Origin of the sequence: Asaia siamensis (assembly GCF_014635085.1) — a bacterium.
Classification (GTDB): Bacteria; Pseudomonadota; Alphaproteobacteria; order Acetobacterales; family Acetobacteraceae; genus Asaia; species Asaia siamensis.
The window spans coordinates 279,151-301,359 of sequence record NZ_BMCH01000001.1; the positions used below are offsets into that span (position 1 = coordinate 279,151).

Genomic DNA, 22,209 nt, shown 5'->3' on the forward strand with positions numbered 1-22,209 from the left:
AGCGGCTTCTTTCAGCGTGCAGTCATGGTCCATGGCATGATGCGCGACTTTTGAGGCTGTGTCGTAGCCAATGGTGGGAGCGAGGGCCGTCACCAGCATGACGGATTCTGCCACATAGCGTTCGATGCGGGCGAGGTTTGGCTTGGTGCCTTCAATCAGGAAGGTGCGGAAATTCTCGCTGCCGTCATGCAGCAGGGTGATGCTCTGCATGATGTTCTGGATGATGAGCGGCTTGTAGACGTTCATTTCCAGCAGGCCACCGGCGCCGCCGAAACCCACCGCCACGTCATTGGCCATTACCTGCACGGCTAGCATGGCCAGCGCTTCGGCCTGGGTCGGGTTGACCTTGCCGGGCATGATGGACGAGCCGGGTTCGTTCTCGGGCAGATGCAGCTCGGCAAAACCGGCACGCGGGCCGCATGAGAGCAGGCGGATATCGTTCGCGATCTTGTAAAGCGCGCCTGCTGTGGTGCGCAGCGCGCCAGAGAAATGCACGAGCGCATCATGCGCGCCCTGCAGGGCGAACTTGTTCTCACCGCTGATAAAGGCGGCGTCGCTCAGGCGGGCGATTTCGGCGCAGGCGCGACCGGCAAAGGGGGCATCGGTATTGATGCCGGTGCCAAGCGCGGTGCCGCCAAGGGCGAGGGGGTAGAGACCCTTCTCGGCTTCCTGAATACGGGCGATGTTCTCGCGCAGCATTCCGGCATAGCCGTGGAATTCCTGACCCAGCGTGACCGGCACGGCATCCTGCATATGGGTGCGGCCGATCTTGACGATGTCCTTCCACTCTTCAGCCTTGGCCTCGATGGATTCTGCCAGACGGGTCAGGGCAGGGATCAGCCTGCGACGGCTGCCCAGCACGACGGCCACATGCATGGCGGTGGGGAAGTTGTCGTTGGAGGACTGCGACATGTTGACGTGGTCGTTGGGATGAACCGGGCGCTTGCTGCCCAGAGCCTCGCCGGAAAGCTGGCAGGCGCGGTTCGAAATGACCTCATTGATGTTCATGTTGAACTGGGTGCCTGAGCCGGTCATCCAGACATGAAGCGGGAACATGTCAGCGTGCTGACCGGCCAGGATTTCATCGCAGACTGTGGTGATCAGCTTGTACTGCGTTTCGCCCAGGCGGCCGCTCTGGTGGTTGGCGCTCGCACAGGCGCGCTTGACGATGGCATAGGCCTCGATCATCTCGCGCGGCATCAGCTCGCGGCCGATGCTGAAATAATGAAGCGAGCGCTGCGTTTGCGCGCCCCAGAGCTTGTCGGCCTGAATTTCGATTTCGCCGAGGCCGTCGCTCTCGATCCGTGTGTCGGTCATGTCAGATCTTCTCATAAGCACAATAATCGGGCGTCCAGACGAGAGACTGGATGCGCTCATGCAGTTCCTCGTCGCTGAATGCAGGACATACGCCATCTTCGCGCGCCTGTCTGGCGGAAGCTTCTGCCACAGCCAGTGCGACTTTTCGCATTTGCGTGACCGGGGGCAGCAGATTGCCGTCCGGATTGCTGCGCAACGGCGAGAGCGAGGCAAGGCCGCGTGCGGCAGCCATGAACATGGAATCGGTCACGCGTGTGGCGCCGGTTGCCAGCAGGCAGAGCCCGAGACCGGGAAAGATATAGGCGTTGTTCGTCTGGTCGACGCGATGGGTGCGGCCATGCAGATCGAGCGGCGGGAAGGGGCTGCCGGTGCTGACCAGCGCACGCTCGTCAGACCACGCCATGATATCTTCCGGTGTGGCTTCCGAATGCGAGGTCGGGTTCGAAAGCGGGAAGATGATCGGGCGTTTGCAGTTCTTGGCCATCTCACGCACGATGGACTCGGTAAACAGGCCCTTTACCCCCGACACGCCAATCAGAATGCTGGCCTTTGTCTCGCGGATGACGGTCTCCAGGTCGATGTCACGATCGCCCCAGTCCTTGCGGGCAAAGAGTTCCTGACCGGCATTGCTTCCCTTGCGTCCCTCAACCAGCAGTCCCTTGCGGTCGAGCAGATAGAAGCGCGCCAGCGCCTCTTCTTCCGTGGCACCTTCATCACGCATGACCTGCAGCAGCAGATTGGCAATGCCGACACCCGCCGAACCGGCGCCGAGCATGACGATGGTTTCGTCTTTCAGCTTGCCGTCATGGGCGGCATTGGCGCTCAGAATAGCCGCGGTGGTGACGGCAGCCGTGCCCTGAATGTCGTCATTGAACGTGCAGAGCCGGTCGCGATAGCGCTCAAGAATGGGGGCTGCGTTGACGCCGCTGAAATCTTCCCAATGCAGGGCGATATGGGGCCAGCGTGTCTGAACGGCGGTCACGAAACGCTCGATGAAGGCGTCGTATTCTGCACCGCGTATGCGCTCATGGCGCCAGCCGATATAGGCGGGGTTCTGCAGCAGGTCTTCGTTATTGGTGCCGGTGTCGAGCAGGATCGGCAGGGTCTGGTCGGGCGAGATGCCTGCGCAGGTGGTGTAAAGCGAGAGTTTGCCAATGGGGATGCCCATGCCTCCCGCGCCCTGGTCGCCAAGGCCGAGAATACGCTCGCCATCGGTCACGACAATCACGCGCACATCGTCATAATCCGGGTTCGCGAGGACATCTTCCATCGACTCGCGCTCGGGATAACTCAGAAACAGCCCGCGCGGACGTTGCCAGATTTCGGAAAAACGCTGACAGGCCTCACCAACGGTGGGCGTATAGACCAGCGGCAGCATGGTATCGATCTTGCGGGTCAGCAGGGCGTAGAACAGCGTTTCGTTCGTATCCTGCAATTCGCGCAGATGCACATGGCGGGCGAAGGGCGAGGGCAGGGCATCGAGAAATTTGAGGGCCGCCTCTACCTGCTCATCCAGCGACTGCACGGCGCGGGGCAGGAGGCCATGGAGTTCGAAGGCGTCACGTTCTTCCGCGCTGAAGGCCAAGCCCTTGTTCAGAAAGGGATGATTGAGCAGATCCTGCCCCGAAAGGGCTACGGTGAGCGTTTTGGTCATTGGCCTGTCTCCAGACATGAGGCTGCGTTTCCACGGGAAAGCGCGGGCCGGGAAGTGAACCACAAGCCCCCCGAAGACGCGAGATCCCCTGAACCTAACGTGATCAGCCGCAAGCGCCGCGGGCCGTATCTGCTGCCGGGGCGTCGTGCTGGCGTGGCAGCCGACAATGCGCACCGGAGCGCAGGTTCAGCATGGCGGATGTCGCCATGGATCGATATAAAAAGACACAAAACGCGCCTGGGTTGCGTCAGGCCTCGCTGACATGGCCGAGAGACAGGTCAGCCCGGCAGGGCTGACCAGAGTGGCGCGTTCATGCCGGGGGGCTGTGTCGCGCTATAGACGCCACGCGCGACGGCACGGGCCAGCACATCGGCGGCGATACTGCCAAGATGCGTGACGAGCAGTTCCCGCCCTGCATCCGGCACAGATTTGTGCCCTGTCGCAAGAGCGAAAATGGTATCGCCATCGAAGGGGGAGTGGACCGGATGGATGGCGCGCGCCAGCCCGTCCTGCGCCATCATGGCAATGCGTTTCAGCTCTTCCTGTGTCAGGGCGGCATCGGTTGCGATACAGGCTAGCGTCGTGTTCGCTCGCGGTGCGGGGGCGAGTTTGGTGCCGCTCCAGTCTTCAGGCGCAATACGGGAGGTGGATACACCGAGTCCGCCGAATTCACGCCCCTGCTCGAACGGGGCTGCCCAGAAATGCTTCTCATGTGGCAGGGTGACGGAACCCAGACTGTTGGTCGCAACGATAGCCGCGACAGTATAGCCGTCATGGCTCACCCAGGAGGCGCTCCCGATACCGCCCTTGAGCTGCCCGGCCATGGCGCCATAGCCGGCGCCAACTGTTCCGAGCGCCATGCTGCGCCGCGCCTGGCTGACGGCTTCGATGCCGAGTGCGCGATAGGGCGGGGTTTCACCCCATGACTTGTCGCCTCCATTATCGAGGTCATAGAGAATGGCCGCCGGGACAATCGGGGAAACCGGTATGTCCTTCACCCGGCGCATTGCGAATCCTCGCCCTCTGGCGCCAAGCCACGCTGCCACGCCATCGGCTGCGGCAAGCCCGTAGACCGAGCCGCCGGAGAGGGTGAGCGCATCGATTCGATGGACCAGATTCCAGCCATTCAGGGCGTCGGTCTCACGCGTGCCGGGGCCGCCGCCGCGCACATCGACCGCGCAAGGGGCGGGGCTGTCAGGCAGAATGACCGTCACCCCGGTGCGCGCGCCGGGGCTTTGCGCCTGTCCGACGCTCAGCCCTGTTACGTCGGTCAGGCTGTTTGTGGCGCCGACATGGCCTTCGGCCTGGGGCGGTGTGTCTGCCCGCGCGACCCCGGAGAGAGGAATGCCAGCCGCCAGGCCGGAGAGCAGAAAATGACGACGCTTCATGAGTGATCAGACTGAAATGAGGGGAGCGGGAAAATTGGCTGCGACGAGTGCCTGCTCCCTATCATGCCTTGTAAAAGCCCTGAGGAGAAAGAGCTTCAGGTGAGGAGTGAAGCAGTCTTTGCCTCGGGTGAGGTGACCTGTCTGACCGGAGCAATCAGGGAAGGGGCGCTCGTAATAACGGCTACAGGCATGCGGGTGTCGGTTTCATGAGGGGGGGGGGGGGATGCGCAAACTTGGCGCTCGCAGGCTCTCCATCATGTGTCCCGGCGAACGGGTCAAACGGCACGTAAAGTAAAGGCGCCTCGCGACGGGAGGATCCGTTGGCGGGCGCCTTTTGGGGGGCTTCGCAATGCCTCGGGGGAGAGGCTGCCCTTGCGGGCTTAGATGTAGTGTTCGCTCAGCGGCGCAAAGCCATTGAAGCCGGTCGAGCAATAGGTGGTGACATAAGCACCGGTGGTCAGCAATTCGATGCGGTCGCCGGAATTCAGCGCATGGGGCAGCTGAACGCGGTTCTTTTCATACATGATGTCCACGCCATCGCAGCTCGGTCCGGCGACAACGGTTTCACCCGTGGGCAGGCCATCATGCGGCGTGCGGAAACGATAGCGGATCGCTTCGCCTTCCGTCTCCGCCAGACCGCCGAAGCGACCGATATCGAGATAGACCCAGCGCGGGTCGCTTTCCTTGCCGCCGCGACGGCTGACAAGCACGACTTCCGTCGAGACCACACCGGCTTCAGCAACCATGAAGCGGCCCGGCTCGATCAGCATCTGCGGCAGGGCATTGCCGAAATGCTCGGTCATGGCGCGGCCGATAGCGAGGCCGAACTGCTCGATCTCGGGGATATCGTCGCGATAGCGCACCGGGAAACCGCCGCCGAGATTGACCATCTTCAGGTCGATGCCAGCTGCCGACAGGTCGGTGAAAAGCATGGCGACCTTGGCAATGGCGGCTTCATAAGCCGCCGTGCTGGTCTGCTGGCTGCCGACATGGAAGGAGAGACCATAAGGCTCAAGCCCGAGATCGACGGCCTGAAGCAGAAGATCCTTCGCATGAGCGATGGTCGTGCCGAACTTGCGCGAAAGCGGCCAGTCGGCACCCTCGTTCTCGACTGCGAGACGGCAGAAGACGCGCGCGCCCGGAGCATGTTCGGCAAGCTTGGCCAGCTCTTCTTCGCTGTCGAAAACGAAGAGATCGACGCCCAGGCCAAAGGCTTCGCGAATGGCAGAGACCTTCTTGACGGTATTGCCGAAAGAGATCTGGCTGGCCTGCGCACCGGCAGCCATGCACTGGTGAATTTCGCCAATGGAGGCGGCGTCAAAAGACGAGCCGAGGCGCACCAGACGCTCCAGAATAGGCGCAGCCGGGTTGGCTTTTACGGCATAATAGATCTGTGCCAGCGGAAGGGCATCGCGCAGGGCATGATAGCGCTCTTCGACGTGGTCGACATCAACGACCAGGCAAGGGGTAGCCGGCTGCTGCTCGGCAAGATAGCGGACGATTTTCGGAGTCATGAGTCACTCCTCCCGAAATCCGCCCGAATCTCCACGGGCGGAATTGTTGCGAAACGGTCGAACGGACCGGCGATCAGGACGAGGCTGGTTGCTCGAAAAAGAGCAGGATCAGCCCGATTGCCAGAACGCTTGACGTCGTTGCGTAACCTACAGAGGGCCAGTGGCACGTGCGTTGCTGCGTGGGGCGCATATGGGACCAAACCCCCCCTCATGCAACTAAAAAATGAACCCCGATTTCTTTTTCTGCACTGGATGCATGGTCACGTCCCCTCAACGCGAAACGTGGTGCAACGTTTCCGCCGCCAGAGCGTCATGCTGGTATCAATTGCCTCGTGTAACTATAGAGGGGCTGCGACAGATCGTGCGTCTCGGGGTGCAGCGTCAATGCATGGCGGGGGCAGGGATCAGGCCAATAAGAGGAAGGAACACTGCGTGGACGAAACCTCCACCCCACGAAGCCAGATGTCACAGGAAGCGGCAGAATCGGGCGGCGCGGTCGAAGCGCAGAAAGTCTCCGACGATCACGCGGCGCATGGCAGCACAGCTGCAGCCACGTCAGAGGGGGATGCTGTCGAGGCGCTTGGTCGTGAGGCGCCGGGCACAGGGGCCAGGAGTCCCATCCACATGCCTTTCGGCGGGTGGAAGCTGGTTTTGCGCCAGACGCTGAGCAATCTCGGGTCGAGTCAGACGAGTCTCTCTGCCGCAGGCTGCGCCTTCTACGCTACGCTCTCACTTTTCCCGGCCATCACGTCGCTTATCTCTGTCTATGGGCTGATTTTTGACCTTCAGACGGTCGAGCCTCAGCTCAATGTGCTGCGCAGCCTGCTGCCCCCGACGGCTTTCGAGCTGATCGCTTCGCAGATTCATACGCTTATCGGACAGCCTCATGCCTCGCTGACGGTGGGGCTGATCTTCTCCATCTCGATCGCGCTCTGGTCTGCGTCGGCCAGCACCAAATCGGTGCTATCGGCCCTCAATCTTGCTTATGATGTTCTTGAGACGCGCGGTTTTTTCCGTTTCCAGTTTCTGGCACTGGGCGTCACGTTCGGAGCGGTAATTGGTGCGTGCCTCACTCTGGCACTCATGGTCGCCTTCCCGGCACTGGTTGATTACCTGCCCGATCTGCTGAATCGCTTCGGCCTGCGTAATCTGCCACCCGAGATCCTGTATCTCACCGATTATCTCATGAGCTACAGCACGCGCTATATCGTGCATTTCGGCGCCCCCGCCCTGATGCTGCTCTTCGTCTTCGTGGCGGTTACGCTGCTCTTCCGCTACGGCCCCTGCCGCGACAAGCCCGACTGGCGCTGGATCGTTCCCGGTTCACTTGTCTCGACCCTGCTATGGGTTCTGACCTCGCTGGCTTTCTCCTACTACGTCAGCCACTTCGCGAGCTATGGCTCGACCTATGGGCCCCTTGGTGCGGTGGCAGCTATCATGATGTGGTTCTTCGTCGGAACCTATGTCGTGCTTTTCGGCGCCGAACTGAATGCTGGCCTTGAAGACCGTATAAAAGGCTTTAATCCCAAAGTGCCCGGTCTGACGCGCGTCCAGGCAGCTCCCGAACCCGCCGAGGCCGCAACCTCCGAGGTCTGAGGCGCAGAGCAGAGGCTGCAAAACACGAAAAGGGCGTGAGACTGAGAGGTCCACGCCCTTCTTGATGTTCAGACGATAGCGATCTCTTCGTTCGAGGCGCTGTCGTCGCTTTTATTTGTGGTGGCGGGGGTGGCGCGTTGCCCGGGCCTTGCTGGCATGGGGGGTGACAACGGGTGTGACCGCATCAAGGGCCTGCTCGTTGGTATCCTCAGCCTCGGCTTCGGCCACTTCGAGCGGCTGGTCTTCTGTGATAGTCGTATCGGACGGAATGGGGGCGAGCTTCACATGCGCCGTGCCACTGCCCAGCATGCCGATCTCGGCGGCGGCGGCATGAGACAGATCAATAATACGGCTGTTGAACGGCCCGCGATCATTGACGGTCACGATGACAGACTGCCCCGTATCTTCGTTTTGCACCAGAACCTTCGAACCCAATGGCAGGGTGGGGTGCGCTGCGGTTAAGGCGTGGCTATCAAGCCTCTCGCCGCTGCTGGTGCGATGTCCGGCAAGGCGCTTACCGTACCAGCTGGCAACGCCATGCTCTGACCACGCCAATACATTATGGCTGGCGAGGGCGATACTACGGGCATGACGGGCGAGGGCCATCTTGACCGAGGCGGCCCAGGGAGCGTGTTCTGAAGAGGGGGCGGTGACCGTTGTAACATCGGTCTTGTTGGCCGCATGGGCGCTGTGCTTCGGCGCAAACGCCGTGCAAAGCAGTGCCAGACCTCCGATTCGGGCGCGGATACGCATTTTTTTGCGTTCCGTGGATCTGAAAGTACGCATTCTGCTTTTTGGCGATTTCACGACAGCTGACAGCCTTTTGCTCAGTAACTCCGAACGATCGAATGCCCTGACAAGCCAGGACGGCGAAACGCGACCCTAACACGATAAGCCCTGAACGCGAAATCGTGAGGTGCGGCAGGGTCATTCGACATGGCCCCATCCCCGCTGACGGGGGTGCCCTGCCTCATGGTCAATCACGATAAAAACGGAGAAACGCGGCAGGAATGAGGCGTAATCTGCCTGACACAAGCAGGAAGGCTTTTACGCCCCAAGCGAAAGTGCTACGGGCTGCTCTCATGATTCGCCCGATGATTGCCGTACTTAACGGCCCCAACCTCAACATGCTCGGTATGCGCCAGCCGGAGATATACGGCCATGCGACCCTGGACGACCTTGAACAGGTCTGCATCCAGGCTGCCGAGCAGCTCGACGTCGCCATCGATTTTCGCCAGACGAATATCGAAGGCGAGCTCGTTTCCTGGATACAGGAATGCCGGGGGCGGGCGCGTGGTATCGTGATCAATCCGGCGGCTTATGGCCATACGTCCATCGCACTTCTGGATGCGCTTCTCGCAACAGGACTGCCGACGGTCGAGGTCCATATCTCCAATATCCATCGCCGCGATGCCTTTCGCCATCACACCTATACCTCTCAGGCCGCTATTGGCGTAATCTGCGGGTTTGGTGTGCGAGGCTATGCCATGGCATTGCGCGCACTTTATGACATGATCGAAGACGAGGACGAACGATGAGCCGTATGCTCGTGGACGCAGATGCCATCCGGGCATTGGCTGACATTCTGACCGAAACTGGTCTGACCGAAATCGAGGTTGCCGAGAAGGACAACCGCATCCGCGTGGTGCGTAGCGCTGGCGGTCAGATCGTTCATGCCGCCGCTCCGGCGCCTGTCGCTGCAGCGCCTGTTGCCGCTGCCGCTCCGGCACCTGTCGATGCCGCCAATCACCCCGGCGCCGTCAGCAGCCCGATGGTCGGCATTGCCTATCTGACGCCAGACCCGTCGGCCCCGCCTTTCGTGCATGAAGGCCAGGTTGTGACGGCCGGTCAGACCATCATGCTGATCGAGGCCATGAAGACCTTCAACCAGATCAAGGCGCCCCGCAGTGGTACGCTGACGCGCTTCCTGGTGGCCAGCGGTGACCCGGTTGAATTCGGCGAAGCTCTCGCCATCATTGAATAAGCATCACTGACTGAGTCTGGGGCCAGATGTTTTCCAAGATCCTGATCGCCAATCGCGGCGAAATCGCGCTTCGCATCCTGCGCGCCTGCCGTGAACTGGGCATCGCAACGGTTGCCGTGCACTCCACGGCAGATGCCGACGCCATGCATGTCCGACTGGCGGATGAGGCGGTGTGCATCGGGCCGCCATCCTCGCGTGAATCCTACCTCAACGTTGCGGCCATTCTCTCGGCCGCCACGATCACCGGCGCAGAGGCCATTCATCCCGGTTACGGCTTCCTGTCGGAAAACGCCGATTTTGCCGAGACGGTCGAAGAACATGGCTTCGTGTTCATCGGTCCGACCGCTCATCATATCCGTACGATGGGCGACAAGATCATGGCCAAGACGACCATGCGCGAGCTGGGTGTGCCCCTCGTGCCGGGTTCGGACGGCGCTTTGCGCGATCTCGCCGCTGCCCGTGAGGTGGCAGCGAAGGTTGGTTATCCGGTGCTGATCAAGGCTGCCGCTGGCGGCGGCGGTCGCGGTATGAAGGTGGCCCAGAGCGAAGCCGAGATCGAGGAAGCCTGGACAGTCGCTCGTACCGAGGCCCGCGCGGCGTTTGGTAATGACGAGGTCTATCTCGAGAAATATCTCGACAAGCCGCGTCATATCGAACTGCAGATCATGGCCGACACACATGGCAATGTCGTGCATTTCGGCGAGCGCGATTGCTCCTTGCAGCGTCGTCACCAGAAGCTGCTCGAAGAGGCAGGTTCACCTGTGCTGACCGCTGAAGAGCGCGATGCGATCGGTGAGACCGCAACGTCAGCGCTCAAGAAGATGGGTTATCGCAATGCAGGTACGCTGGAGTTCCTGTATCAGGATGGCCAGTTCTGCTTCATCGAGATGAACACCCGTCTCCAGGTCGAGCATCCTGTGACCGAGATGGTCTGCGATGTCGATCTGGTGCGTGAGCAGATCCGTGTCGCAGCCGGTGAGGCCCTGGGTTACGAGCAGTCGGACGTGACCTTCAGCGGTCATGCCATCGAGTGCCGTATCAATGCGGAAGATCCGGAAACCTTCATGCCGAACCCCGGCACGATCAAGGTTTTCCATGCACCGGGCGGTCTGGGTGTGCGTATCGACAGCGCCATCTATGCCGGATATCGCGTGCCACCCTATTACGACAGCATGATTGCCAAGCTGATCGTTCATGCGCCTACGCGTGCCGAGGCGATTGCCCGTATGCAGCGCGCGCTGGATGAATGCGTGGTCGATGGCGTGAAGACCGTCATTCCGCTTCATCGCAAGATCCTGGCTGACCCGCAGTTCCAGAAGGGTGACTACACGATTCATTGGCTGGAAAAATTCGTCGACTCGCTCAAGAGCTGAGAAAAACAACAAGGAAAAGTCCCGATGTCCGCCAGCGTTGAAACCTTTGTTCTCACCTGCCGATCGGGCAGCGTTCCCCAGGTTGTAGCGGCGCTTGAAGCGCATCTCGTGGGGCGCGCAGGCTTTCTGGGATGCTGGACAACCGAACTCGGCAATCTCAATGAGGTTGTCGTGATGTTCAGCCCCACCCCGGCCGATCTGGTCTGGCCGGGTGATGAGGTCGGCGTAGAGCGTATCGACCATCATGGCTGGACCCTGATTGCCGATACAAAGCCGGCTCCCGGCACCTATGGCGGCGCCTATGAGTTCCGCATCTATGACGTTCTCCCCGGCCATGAAGCCGATGTAGCGGCCCTTATGGAAGCCGCCGTCCCGGCCCGCGCGACGATTTCTCCTGCCTATGCTGTCATGATGTCCAGTGACGGGCCGTCGCGTCTTGCGCATTTCTGGCCTTATGGCGATCTCGCTGAGCGTGCCGAGAAAAGAAAGGAAGCCGTGACCTCTGGTGCCTGGCCGCCGAAAGGCATCCTGCCTATGCTGGGAACGATGCGTAACGCCATTCTGACTCCGGTCGCTTACTCGCCGAGTATCTGAGTTTCGTTCCGGGAAAGAGGCTCTGCCCGGGCAGAGCGGCCTCTTTCTCAGGCATACCCGTCTGAAAGGATGAAAGGGGAAGGCCCCTTTCCGGGGTTCGGAGCAGAGCCCCAAGGGGCGCTGCCTCCCGCTTCTTTTACCTGGGTCTGGCTTCAGCCTGTCCAGAGAATGGCTCGGGCACGAGGGGAGAGACCGGCTGTTTTTCGAGCAGGGTCTGTAATGTCTCCAGCGCCTTGTCGAGCTGCTGGTCCTGCCCATTAAAGGTGGCGACCGGCATGTTCTCGACCGTGACGTCAGGCTCGACGCCATGGTTCTCGACCAGCCAATGGCCTTTCATATCGAAATAGGGGCGTTCTGCCGTGCGGGGCAGGCCGTTATCGACAAGGCGGTCGCTATCGGAGAGCCATACACCGGCACCGGCCGTGCGGGCGCCAATGAGCGGGCCGATCCCGAGAGATTTTATGCCTTGCGAGAAGGTCTCGCCATCCGAATAGGTGAATTCGTCGCAAAGCACGACGATATGGCCACGGAATGTCTGCTGCATGTTGCCCTGAGGCGTTCTGCCGTGGTCGGACCAGAACATCCAGACCTTGCGCAGCAATTCCGACAAGACCCATGAATCGATGTTGCCGCCCAGATTGCGCCGGACATCGATCACGAGCCCGTCTTTCTCGGTTTGGGCAAAGAAGTCCCGGGTGAAGCGGGCCATGTCATCCTTGCCCATGGCGCGCAGATGCACGTAGCCGATATGGCCATGGCTTGCGGTCGCGACATAACGAGCGCGTTCGCTTTCCCAGGCGCGAAGACGAAGCGCTGCATCCTGTTTGGCGCCGATCGGAGAAACCACGATCTGAAAGACACGGTCCTTGCGCTTGAGGGCAAGGAGCACCTGACGATTGGCCTGATTGGCCAGAAGGGCAGTCAGATCAGGTTGGTCCGCAAGGTTCTGCCCGTTGAGCGCGGTAATGAGATCGCCCGGCTGCACATCGAGATCGGGCGCAGCGAGGGGCGAGCGGTCTTCGGGCAGATTGGGATCGCCCTCATAGAGGCGATCGATCAGAAAGCCGCCGGGCTGGCGCGTGAGATGGGCGCCAAGGCTTGCGATCAGCACGGCATTATCGCGTGTAAGGGGTTCCGCCGGGCGGAACTGGGAGTGCAGGGCGTTGAGTTCGCCCATCATCTGGCCCAGCAGATCATCCAGATCGGAGCGGTCGCCCAGTCGTGAGAGCAACGGGCGATAGCGGTCGCGCATGGCAGGCCAGTCAACGCCATGCAGAGACGGATCGTAGAAATGATCGCGATGCAGGCGCCAGGCATCGTTGAACAGACCCTGCCACTCGGCACCCGGATCGACACGCAGGCGCAAGCCGTCGAGCGCGATTGTCGTGTCCGTGCTGTTCACGCCGGAAAGACTGGATGCAGCAGGCACGAGCTGAATTTTTGGAGCACGCTTTTCCTTGCCTGAGACCAGCATGAGGGTCTTTCCGTCAGGGGTAAGAGCCACATCGCGCAGACCGGAAGCAAAGTCATTGGGCTTGGTTTCACCGGGCCCGATCTTGAGCACTTTCAGGACCAGATCGTCGTCCTTGCTGGCAAGCTGATCGGGCTTATGGGCCAGGAGGTAGAGAAACTCCGGCCCGATTTCGATCTTGCTGAAATCACCCGCCGGGATCGGCAGTTGATAAAGCCGTGTGGCTAGACCGGCAGCCTCCAGCATCAGAGGCTTTTTCGAAGGCGTGGTCGCCGTCTTGTCGGCGGTCTGCGTCGGCGCGGGCTGATCGAGTTCGGTGCGCGGCGCGAAGGGGAAATGCGCGTCTTTCTGCAAGGCGAGCGCAAAGACACCGGTGCGTGGCGCATAAACCGGCGCTGGATTGCGGTCGCCCCAGGGGCCGCCATTATTGAGGGTGAAAAGCCGGTCTGACAAAAACCACAGGAACTTGTTATCCGGGCTGAAACGCGGCGCATAGGATTCGTAGTCGGGGGTGGTCGCCCAGACGATCTCGCCCGTATCGAGCGGATAGAGCGCGATCTGCCGCCTTGTGGTCTCGCCGCGTGCTCTGGCAAAGGCCAGGATACGTCCGTCTTTCGACCAGGTAAGGGAGTCGTACTCGCTGCGCCCGTCCAGTCGGGCATCGTCGATCATCTTGTCGGTATGTGCTGCGACATCATAGAGAAACAGCCGCCCGGCAATATCGGTATGGGCGAGATGGGCGCCATCAGGCGAAATCCATAGCCCCATCGGCTCGCTTTTCGATCCATGGGTGAGTTGTGTGCCCTCGACGCTTCCTGAACTCGGGAACACCCATAGCTCGGACTCTCCACCCTTATCGCTGAACGCATAAAGACTTTTGCCATCGGGCGAGAGGGAGGCGTGACGCAGGCGCGTGCTTGCGGCGCTGGCCAGGGTCACGCGCCGCAACGGGCCGGGCGAGGCAAGGGCGACATGGCCGCGCAAGGTCAGCGCAACCTGTTTCCCGTTCGCGGCGAGGCTGGTTTCGGTGAGATAGGCGAAGGGATTATCCAGCCAGAGCGGGCGCCTCGCAGCACGGTCGCTGGCGATGTCGATCGGAAGGATGGCGTCGCTGTTGTTCTGCAAATTGAAATGACAGAGATCAGCGCCAAGTTGATAGACGATGTCGTTGCCGCTCAGGCTGGCCTGTCTGACGCTGAAATCGTCATGATGGGTGAGTTGGTGCCCGTCACTTCCGTCGAGTGCGAAGCTCCAGAGATTGTCGCGGCCATCCTTGTCGCTCACGACGATCAGACGGTCATTCCAGAGCATGGGGCGACGCAGATTGGCATCCTGCGGCCCAATACGCTCTGCCTCCACACCGCCCTTGAGGCGGTATCGCCAGAGCTGTGCCATGGCGCCACCCCGGTAGAGCCGCAGATGGTCGTGGCTGACAGCGGTGCCAAAGCGAATGAAATAAAGCCACTGCCCATCTGCGCTCAGAACCGCATCATTGGCATCGGCCAGGGGATAAATGTGTCGTGTGCCACTGACCGGATGGATTGCAACGACAATGCGGCTCAGTCCTGGACCGGTTGCAGGGGCCGTGCTGTAGAGAATTCCCGCTTTCTTGTCCCAGCCGATGGGCATCACGTTCTGGTTTTCAAACGTCACGCGCCGCGGCGTGCCCCCTTCGATCGGCATGACGTAGATTTCTGTCGGACCATCGTAATCGGCCAGAAATGCAACCTGCCTGCCATCGGGCGACAGAATGGGGTGCGGGTCCGTGCCGATGGGCGCCGTCAGCCGGCTCGCGCTCCCGCCTTTCAGCGGAACCTGCCAGACAGATTGTTCGTCGTCGAAGGCAATCGTCGTTCCTGCAAGGGAAGGGTCACGCAGATAGCCCGGCGCGGCGTGGGCGGAGAATGGCGCAAGGCTCAGCAGGGCAACGCCGGCGAGAAGCGGGGAAAAACGCATGAACATCTTCCGTAGCGAATGGGAGCCTTGTTAGAGAACGTGAACGGGCTGAAAATTCAAGCCCTCATCCCCTCACGAACTTGCTGCTTTCAGGCCGCTTCCGGCAGCGAAGGGGCAGAGCACGAGCGCCAGCGCGAGGAATGCACCGAGAAAATCGAGTTCGGGGCCGAAGCTGCGCCCGTTCGTTGCTGCATCGGCAGAAGCTGCCCCGAAGATCAGAACCGGGGTCGCGAGCGGCAGGATGAGCAAGGGCAGAAGCACGCCACCTCGACGGGCGCCAAGCACCAGTGCGGCGGCCATGCCACCCAGAAGAGAGAGAAGCGGCGTGCCAAGTGCCAGCCCTGCAAGAAGAGGTAGGGTATCCCCAGGGGCACTGCCGAGCATCAGACTGAGCGGTATGGCGGCAAAGAGCAACGGAAGCCCGGTGGTCAGCCAGTGGGAGATGATCTTGGCCAAGGCGACGAAAGCGGGAGAGAGGCCAAGGAGAAGGAGATGGTCGAGCCCGCCATCTTCCAGATCGGCGCTGAAAAGTCGGTCAAGCGGCAACAGCGTGGCGAGCAGGGCACAGACCCAAATAATGCCGGGCGCCATGCGGTGCAGCAAGGCAGGCGAGGGACCTAGTGCCAGTGGGAAGAGACTGCCGCACAGTACGAAAAACAGCAGCGCAGCCAGGGTATCTGCACCATGTCGCAGCGCAAGGCGCAGCTCGCGCCCTATGAGGGCTAGAAACAGGCTCATATCCATGTCGAGCCCTCCTGCGGTGTCAGCACGAAGCGACGTGACTCTGGCAGAGGTAGCACCACATGGGTGGTCGCGATAATCATGCCGCCAGCTGCGCGATGGGCAGCCATCAGGGTGCCGAGCGTTGCGATGGCGTTGTCATCGAGGCCAAGACTGGGCTCATCGAGCAGCCAGAGCGGGGCCTGACGCAACATCACGCGCGCGAAAGCCCCGCGTCGTTTTTGCCCGGCAGAGAGAAGTCGGGTTGGCAGATCGGCCAGTGCCAGCAGATCGAGCGCCTCAAGAGCGTCGTCACAGGTGCCGCCACCGATGCCTGCCTCAAGAGCAAGATTTTCCCGCAGGGTCAGGCCGGGTTTGAGTGCATCAAGATGGCCGAGATAGGCGATATCCAGCGCCTGTTCCGGCGTTCCTCCCTTGCGCCCCTCAAAGGTGAAGCTTCCCCCCTGAAACGGGCAGAGCCCGGCAAGCACGCGAAGCAGGGTCGACTTGCCAGCACCATTGGGGCCGGTCAGGAGAAGTGCCTCGCCACGGTCGAGAGCAAGGCTGACCTGATCGAGCACCAGCCGCCCTCCGCGGATCACGGTTATGTCATGAACGAGCAGCCAAGGCGCTGGAGACGAGGGAAAACCTGACATTGTGCAGAAATAACATCTTCCTGAGAGAGTTTCATTCGACTCTGTGCGAATAAGGGTCGAGACTGTATAGAAGGGCCAGCCCTGAGGGGCCAGTTGACAAGGCAGGAGGACAAGCCATGAGAACCGTCGGACGGGATTCCCTGGGCGTGATGCGGGATCTGGAGGTTGATGGCCGAAAGTACCACATATTCTCTCTGCCGGATGCGGCGGCCAGGCTGGGCAATCTGTCCCGACTGCCGGTCAGCCTCAAGGTTCTGCTCGAAAATGTGCTGCGTTTCGAAGACGGGCTGAGCTACCGCACGGAAGATGCCCAGGCGATCGTCGATTGGACCGCTAAAGGTCATTCCGATCAGGAAGTGCCGTTCAAACCGGCGCGTATCCTCATGCAGGATTTCACGGGCGTTCCCGCCGTGGTCGATCTCGCCGCCATGCGCGATGGCATCATTGCCCTCGATGGTGACCCGGAGAAGGTGAACCCGCTGGTGCCGGTCGATCTCGTGATCGATCACTCGGTCATGGTCGATGTGGCAGGCAGTGCCGATGCGCTGGAACGCAACGTCGAGATCGAGTTCGAGCGCAATGGCGAGCGTTACGCCTTCCTGCGCTGGGGGCAGACCGCTTTCGAGAACTTCCGTGTCGTGCCGCCGGGTGCCGGTATCTGCCACCAGGTGAACCTCGAATATCTGGCGCAGGCCGTCTGGACCGGCAAGGTCGATGGCAAGGAATACGCCTATCCCGACACGCTTTATGGCACAGACAGCCACACCACCATGGTGAATGGCATGGGTGTGCTTGGCTGGGGTGTGGGCGGCATCGAGGCAGAGGCTGCCATGCTTGGCCAGCCTATCGCCATGCTCATCCCTGACGTGATCGGTGTGCGCCTTGACGGTGTGCTGCCAGAGGGCGCAACCGCGACCGATCTGGTGCTGACCATCACCGAAATGCTGCGCGCTGAGGGCGTGGTTGGCAAGTTCGTCGAGTTCTTCGGCCCGGCCCTCGATCATCTGCCGGTGGCCGATCGTTCGACCATCGCCAACATGGCACCGGAATATGGCGCAACCTGCGGCTTCTTCCCGGTCGATGCGCTGACGCTGGATTATCTGCATCAGACAGGCCGCGACGAGCATCGCATCCGCCTGACCGAAGCCTATCTGCGTGCCCAGGGCATGTTCCGCGATGCAGACACCCCCGAGCCTGTATTCTCGAAGGTGCTGTCGCTTGATCTGTCGACCATAATTCCCTCGCTGGCAGGCCCGAAGCGTCCACAGGATCGCGTCGCGCTGACCAATGCGACCTCGGCTTTCGAGGAAGCTCTGACCACCACGCTGGGCGTCAAGCCTGACGATGTGCGCAAGCGCGCCATCGTGGCCGGTTCGGATTACGATATCGGCCATGGTGATGTGGTGATTGCTGCCATCACCTCCTGCACCAATACCTCGAACCCGGCGGTTCTCGTGGCTGCCGGTCTGGTGGCCCGCAAGGCGCGTGCGCTCGGTCTCAAGCCCAAGCCCTGGGTCAAGACCTCGCTGGCTCCCGGCTCGCAGGTGGTGACGGATTATCTCGACAAGGCGGGTCTCAGCGCCGATCTCGACGCGCTTGGCTTTGAGACAGTCGGTTATGGCTGCACGACCTGCATCGGCAATTCCGGCCCCATCGCCCAGCCGATCGTGGATGCGATCGAGGGGAATGGCCTTGTCGCCACGTCGGTACTGTCGGGTAATCGTAACTTCGAAGGGCGTATCTCGCCCAACGTGCGTGCCAATTATCTCGCCAGCCCGCCGCTCGTGGTGGCCTATGCCCTTCTCGGGACACTGCGCAAGGACATCACAAAAGAGCCGCTTGGTGTCTCGAAGGATGGCAAGGAAATCTTCCTGCGCGATATCTGGCCGACCAATGAAGAGATTGCTGCGCTCATCAAGTATTCCGTCACCCGCGAAAGCTTTGTCGAGCGTTATGGCAGCATCTCGAAGGGAACCAGCCAGTGGCAGGCTCTCGCCGTGGCCAGTGATGCCCGTACCTTCGCCTGGTCGGACAGCTCGACCTACATCCAGAAGCCGCCCTATTTCGAGGGGCTGACCAAGGAGCCGGGCGACACGCATGACATCGAGAATGCCCGCATTCTCGCGCTGCTGGGCGACAATATCACCACTGACCATATCTCTCCGGCAGGCGCCATCAAGCCGTCTTCACCGGCGGGCAAGTTCCTGAGCGAGCATCAGGTAGCGGTTGCGGATTACAACTCCTACGGGTCGCGTCGTGGCAATGACCGCGTGATGGTGCGCGGTACTTTTGCCAATATCCGTATCCGCAACGAGATGCTCCCGGGTGTCGAGGGCGGCATGTCGAAATACCTGCCCGATGGCACTGTCGCCTCGATCTATGATGTGGCGCATCGCTATCAGCAGGATGGCACGCCGCTGGTGGTGTTCGGTGGCCGTGAATACGGCATGGGTTCGTCGCGCGACTGGGCCGCGAAGGGTACCAAGCTGCTGGGCATCAAGGCGGTAATCGCCGAGAGCTTCGAGCGTATCCATCGTTCCAATCTGGTGGGCATGGGCGTGTTGCCGCTGACCTTCCAGGAAGGCACGACGCGCAAGACACTCGGCCTCGACGGCTCCGAAACGATTTCGCTGGGTGGGCTCGAGTCCATCACCCCGCGCATGACCGTTCCCATGACGATCACGCGTTCCGGTGGTGAAACGGAGCAGGTCGAGCTTCTTTGCCGAATCGATACGCTTGATGAAGTCGCCTATTACAGGCATGGAGGAATTCTTCCTTATGTCCTGCGTGGGATGACCGACACTGACTGACAACGCCGAGCCCGTTCTCGACGCCAGAAACATCACCAAAAGCTTTGGGCGACATGTCGTGCTTCACGACATGTCGCTTTGCGTTGAGCGAGGGGAGCTGGTCTCGATCATCGGCCCTTCGGGCTGTGGGAAATCGACCTTTCTCCGCTGCCTCAATTTTCTGGAAATTCCGGATTCCGGCGTGCTTCGCATCGAAGACGTCGAAATCACCAAACAGACCGGCCATGGCTGGAATCGTGCCCAGGAGCGGCGCGCCCATGCGCTGCGTGCGCATGTCGGCATGGTGTTTCAGTCTTTCAATCTTTTTGCCCATCGCACGGTGCTGGATAACGTGATGGTGGCGCCCCGTTCGGTGAAGGGGCTGTCGCAGCCGGAAGTCGAACCGCTGGCACGGGCGCTTCTGGCCAAGGTCGGGCTTGAAGGGATGGCAGACCGATACCCCTCGACTCTCTCAGGTGGTCAGCAGCAGCGTGCGGCCATTGCACGCGCCCTGGCCATGAAGCCGGCAGTGATGCTTTATGACGAGCCAACTTCCGCGCTCGATCCTGAGCTGGCGGAAGAGGTGCTACAGGTCATGCGCCGTCTCGATGACGAGGGCATGACCCAGATCGTCGTGACCCACGACATGCGTTTTGCCCGCGCGGCATCGGATCGCGTTCTTTATGTCGAGGCTGGCCATATCGTTGAGAGTGGCGACCCGGATGTGCTTTTTGCAAATCCGCAGGATCCCAGAACACGTCGTTTCCTGAGGACGCTGCTGTGACTTTCCGCCTGTCTGCCGGAGCTGCTGCGCGACAGCGCGCCTCGGGCCTTGTCCCGCGTGCTGTTTTTGCGCTCAGTCTCGTTGTTCTTTGCCTCTTTTCCCCTGTGGGAGCCGTCGCAGCGCCGGATGCCGCTGCACCTGCGCCGTCCGCGAGTGCCCCAAGCAGGGATGTGGGGCTGCCCGAGTTGAGCTGGGCATCGGACGGCGAAGCCAATGTGCCGTATGTTTTTCATGATCCTGCAGATCTGAACCATCTGGAAGGGTTCGAATATGACATGGTGCAGGAGATTGCGCGTCGCCTGCATCGCAAAGCCCGCTTCGTGCAGAATGACTGGGATGGTCTGATCCCCGGGCTGCAACGCGGCATGTATCAGATGGTGGTCGATGGCATCGAAATGACGCCCGATCACCTTCAGGCCGCTCTGTTTTCACGCCCCTATTACGTTACGGGTGATCGCATCGTGGTGCGGCGCGACCGAATGGATCTGAACAGTTTTGCGGCTCTGCGTGGCCATGTGGTCGGGACCATCAAGGAGACTTTGGCGGAGCGTCTGCTTCAGCGCGAAGCCAGCATCACCGTGCGCTCCTATGAGGAAGAGACCTACGCTTTTTCGGATCTGCGTAATGGCAGGCTCGATGCCCTTCTGCTCGATGGGCCGATCGCGCTCTATTACGCTGGCATCACCGACGACCTTGAGATTGTCGGCCCGCCTGTGGGCCAGACCCGTTATGGCATCGCCTTCAAACAGGGCAGTACCGCGCTTCACGACGAGGTTGATCGCGCTCTCGGTGCGATGATGCAGGACGGGACATTGCAGATCCTGCTGGCACGCTGGAATCTCTGGACGCCGGAAATGGCAGAGATGACGGGCGACCATGTTCAGCGCGACGTGAAGCCGGATGAGTGGCTGCGCTACCGAAATGCCATGCGTGCCCAGACGGGCTGGCTTGGCCAGTTGAAGCGCTATATCGGCTTCCTGCCCGATATTGGCGAGGCCGCGATCCTGACGCTTGTCGTCTCGGCGCTGTCGATGGTTATTGCCGTGAGTCTCGGGTTGGCGCTGGCGCTTGGGCGTCATTATGGTCCCGGCTGGCTGCGCTGGATCACCGGGCTTTATATCGAGATCGTGCGCGGAACGCCGCTTCTGATCCAGATCCTGTTCATCTTCTATGGCCTGCCAGGAATGGGCATCAAGCTCTCGCCTTTTTTCGCCGGTGTGCTGGCGCTGGGGCTGAATTACGCTGCGTATGAGGCCGAGAATTACAGGGCGGGCCTGTCTTCCGTGCCGCGTGGCCAGATGGAAGCAGCCATCGCGCTCAACATGACGCATCGTCAGGCGTTACGTCTGGTCATTATTCCTCAGGCTTTCCGCACGGTTCTGCCGGTGATGACCAATGACTTCATCGCGCTCCTGAAGGATTCGTCGCTTGTGAGCGTGATCACGCTTACCGAACTGACGAAGACCTATATCCGGCTTTCCTCGACCTATTATGACTATATCGGCACAGGTCTTCTGATCGGAGGCGCTTATCTGCTTCTCGGTCTGCCTTTCGTCCGTTTTGCCCGTCATGTCGAGCGCAGGCTGGGACGCAGCCTGATGCGCTCGGGGCATCACTAGGAAATTCTGTTACAAAAGGGCACGTAAAAAGTAACCTGATTGCGGTGCCGGGCTCGTGTCAGAGGGGCCTCTGTTCCGTGGTCCCCCTGCTTGTCGGCATCAGAAAACCGAGTCGGCAGAGTGTGTGGCTTCCTCCGGCTTTTTCATTGCGGCGATGGCATAGAGATAGCTTGCAGCTGTTGCTGCGGCGATTGCACAGACCTGCAACCCGGATGGTGTAAAGAGGTAGGCGAGGTAGCAAAGGACAGTGCGCAGGATGAAGTGAATGAATCCAGCCCTGTCATCGGCGCCCCAGCCATGGGGGACCCATACCATCCCGGACAGAATGGCAAGGCCCAGCACGAGCAAGGCAGGGTTATGTGCCGCACGGGCTGCCAGGATGACAAAGGGGATCAACAGCCCTGTGACGGTTATGAAGCGCATGAAGAGCTGCAGAATTGGATTATGCCGATTGTCTGGCTTGAGACCGGTATTCCCACGCATTCTGTCGATGAGAAGGGCAAGGGGCACCGGGATTGACGGGACGAAAAACACGGCGATCAGAGGCAGTCTCGCCCCCATGAGAAAGCTCGCCACCGCAAGCGTTGCCCATGAAATCAGCCCCGCAACCGGCATGGCCGTCGTGCATCCTTGCAGATACTCCCTGCGCAACGCGGAAAGAGGTCTCTCTGATTCGTTCGACATGGCATGTTCCCCGCGCTGCAAGGAGAGCATTCTGCCTCTCAGGACGACGGCGTCGAAGAGCGTTTCGCTACGAAAACGAGGGAGAAAGGATCACAATATCCCGATCATAC

General features: G+C 60.8%; 17 protein-coding genes. 8 read left to right on the top strand and 9 right to left on the bottom strand.

The features are described 5' to 3' along the window. The 4 genes from IEV53_RS01110 to IEV53_RS01125 all read right to left on the bottom strand — a co-directional run. Window positions 1-1,317, bottom strand: a 1,317-nt coding sequence (locus tag IEV53_RS01110; protein ID WP_188424767.1) for a class II fumarate hydratase, incomplete at its 3' end; no start/stop codon positions are given. Window position 1,318: 1 nt separating this feature from the next. Continuing rightward, window positions 1,319-2,971 (bottom strand): NAD-dependent malic enzyme, encoded by a 1,653-nt coding sequence (locus IEV53_RS01115; RefSeq protein ID WP_188424769.1) that lies wholly within the window; start codon window positions 2,969-2,971, stop codon window positions 1,319-1,321. A gap of 278 nt (window positions 2,972-3,249) precedes the next feature. After that, entirely contained in the window at window positions 3,250-4,359 is a 1,110-nt protein-coding gene (locus IEV53_RS01120; protein ID WP_188424771.1) for a P1 family peptidase, read from the bottom strand. 380 nt (window positions 4,360-4,739) lie between these two features. Continuing rightward, window positions 4,740-5,873 (bottom strand): type III PLP-dependent enzyme, encoded by a 1,134-nt coding sequence (locus IEV53_RS01125; RefSeq protein WP_188424772.1) that lies wholly within the window; start codon window positions 5,871-5,873, stop codon window positions 4,740-4,742. A gap of 624 nt (window positions 5,874-6,497) precedes the next feature. Here IEV53_RS01125 and IEV53_RS01130 point away from each other — a divergent pair. After that, window positions 6,498-7,469, top strand: a complete 972-nt coding sequence (locus IEV53_RS01130) for a YihY/virulence factor BrkB family protein (RefSeq protein WP_229719526.1) — start codon at window positions 6,498-6,500, stop codon at window positions 7,467-7,469. Between the two features lie 111 nt (window positions 7,470-7,580). Here IEV53_RS01130 and IEV53_RS01135 read toward each other — a convergent pair whose 3' ends face one another. After that, window positions 7,581-8,222: a septal ring lytic transglycosylase RlpA family protein gene (locus tag IEV53_RS01135; RefSeq protein ID WP_188424774.1), complete on the bottom strand. Its 642-nt coding sequence runs from the start codon at window positions 8,220-8,222 to the stop codon at window positions 7,581-7,583. A gap of 329 nt (window positions 8,223-8,551) precedes the next feature. On the opposite strand from IEV53_RS01135, the gene aroQ reads away from it, so the two are divergent. The 4 genes from aroQ to IEV53_RS01155 are packed head-to-tail and all read left to right on the top strand — an operon-like array spanning window position 8,552 to window position 11,420. Next, window positions 8,552-9,007, top strand: a complete 456-nt coding sequence (gene aroQ, locus IEV53_RS01140; protein WP_023979560.1) for a type II 3-dehydroquinate dehydratase — start codon at window positions 8,552-8,554, stop codon at window positions 9,005-9,007. Continuing rightward, window positions 9,004-9,453, top strand: a complete 450-nt coding sequence (locus IEV53_RS01145) for an acetyl-CoA carboxylase biotin carboxyl carrier protein (RefSeq protein ID WP_188424776.1) — start codon at window positions 9,004-9,006, stop codon at window positions 9,451-9,453. The genes aroQ and IEV53_RS01145 overlap by 4 nt, the downstream gene beginning before the upstream one ends. 26 nt (window positions 9,454-9,479) lie before the next feature. Beyond that, window positions 9,480-10,826, top strand: coding sequence for an acetyl-CoA carboxylase biotin carboxylase subunit (gene accC / locus IEV53_RS01150; protein ID WP_188424778.1), 1,347 nt, complete (start codon window positions 9,480-9,482; stop codon window positions 10,824-10,826). Between the two features lie 24 nt (window positions 10,827-10,850). Continuing rightward, complete coding sequence (locus IEV53_RS01155) at window positions 10,851-11,420, top strand: NIPSNAP family protein (protein ID WP_188424780.1); 570 nt, start codon at window positions 10,851-10,853, stop codon at window positions 11,418-11,420. 136 nt (window positions 11,421-11,556) lie between these two features. Here IEV53_RS01155 and IEV53_RS01160 read toward each other — a convergent pair whose 3' ends face one another. The 3 genes from IEV53_RS01160 to ccmA form a co-directional block, all read right to left on the bottom strand. Further along, window positions 11,557-14,847, bottom strand: a complete 3,291-nt coding sequence (locus IEV53_RS01160; RefSeq protein WP_188424782.1) for a S41 family peptidase — start codon at window positions 14,845-14,847, stop codon at window positions 11,557-11,559. 72 nt (window positions 14,848-14,919) lie between these two features. Further along, on the bottom strand, window positions 14,920-15,585 hold the full coding sequence (ccmB, locus tag IEV53_RS01165) for a heme exporter protein CcmB (RefSeq protein WP_188425373.1): 666 nt from the start codon (window positions 15,583-15,585) through the stop codon (window positions 14,920-14,922). Continuing rightward, window positions 15,582-16,223, bottom strand: a complete 642-nt coding sequence (gene ccmA / locus IEV53_RS01170; RefSeq protein WP_188424784.1) for a heme ABC exporter ATP-binding protein CcmA — start codon at window positions 16,221-16,223, stop codon at window positions 15,582-15,584. Before ccmA ends, ccmB begins: the two co-directional genes overlap by 4 nt. A gap of 116 nt (window positions 16,224-16,339) precedes the next feature. On the opposite strand from ccmA, the gene acnA reads away from it, so the two are divergent. From acnA to IEV53_RS01185, 3 genes are all read left to right on the top strand, one after another. Beyond that, window positions 16,340-19,033, top strand: coding sequence for an aconitate hydratase AcnA (acnA, locus tag IEV53_RS01175; RefSeq protein WP_188424786.1), 2,694 nt, complete (start codon window positions 16,340-16,342; stop codon window positions 19,031-19,033). Window positions 19,034-19,103: 70 nt separating this feature from the next. Then, on the top strand, window positions 19,104-19,796 hold the full coding sequence (locus IEV53_RS01180) for an amino acid ABC transporter ATP-binding protein (protein WP_188425374.1): 693 nt from the start codon (window positions 19,104-19,106) through the stop codon (window positions 19,794-19,796). Between the two features lie 170 nt (window positions 19,797-19,966). After that, complete coding sequence (locus IEV53_RS01185) at window positions 19,967-21,415, top strand: ABC transporter substrate-binding protein/permease (RefSeq protein ID WP_229719527.1); 1,449 nt, start codon at window positions 19,967-19,969, stop codon at window positions 21,413-21,415. A 99-nt stretch (window positions 21,416-21,514) separates the two neighbouring features. On the opposite strand, the gene IEV53_RS01190 is transcribed toward IEV53_RS01185, so the two are convergent. Beyond that, a complete protein-coding gene (locus IEV53_RS01190) occupies window positions 21,515-22,099 on the bottom strand; it encodes a DUF7010 family protein (protein WP_188424788.1) in 585 nt (194 codons plus the stop codon). Window positions 22,100-22,209 lie beyond the last annotated feature (110 nt).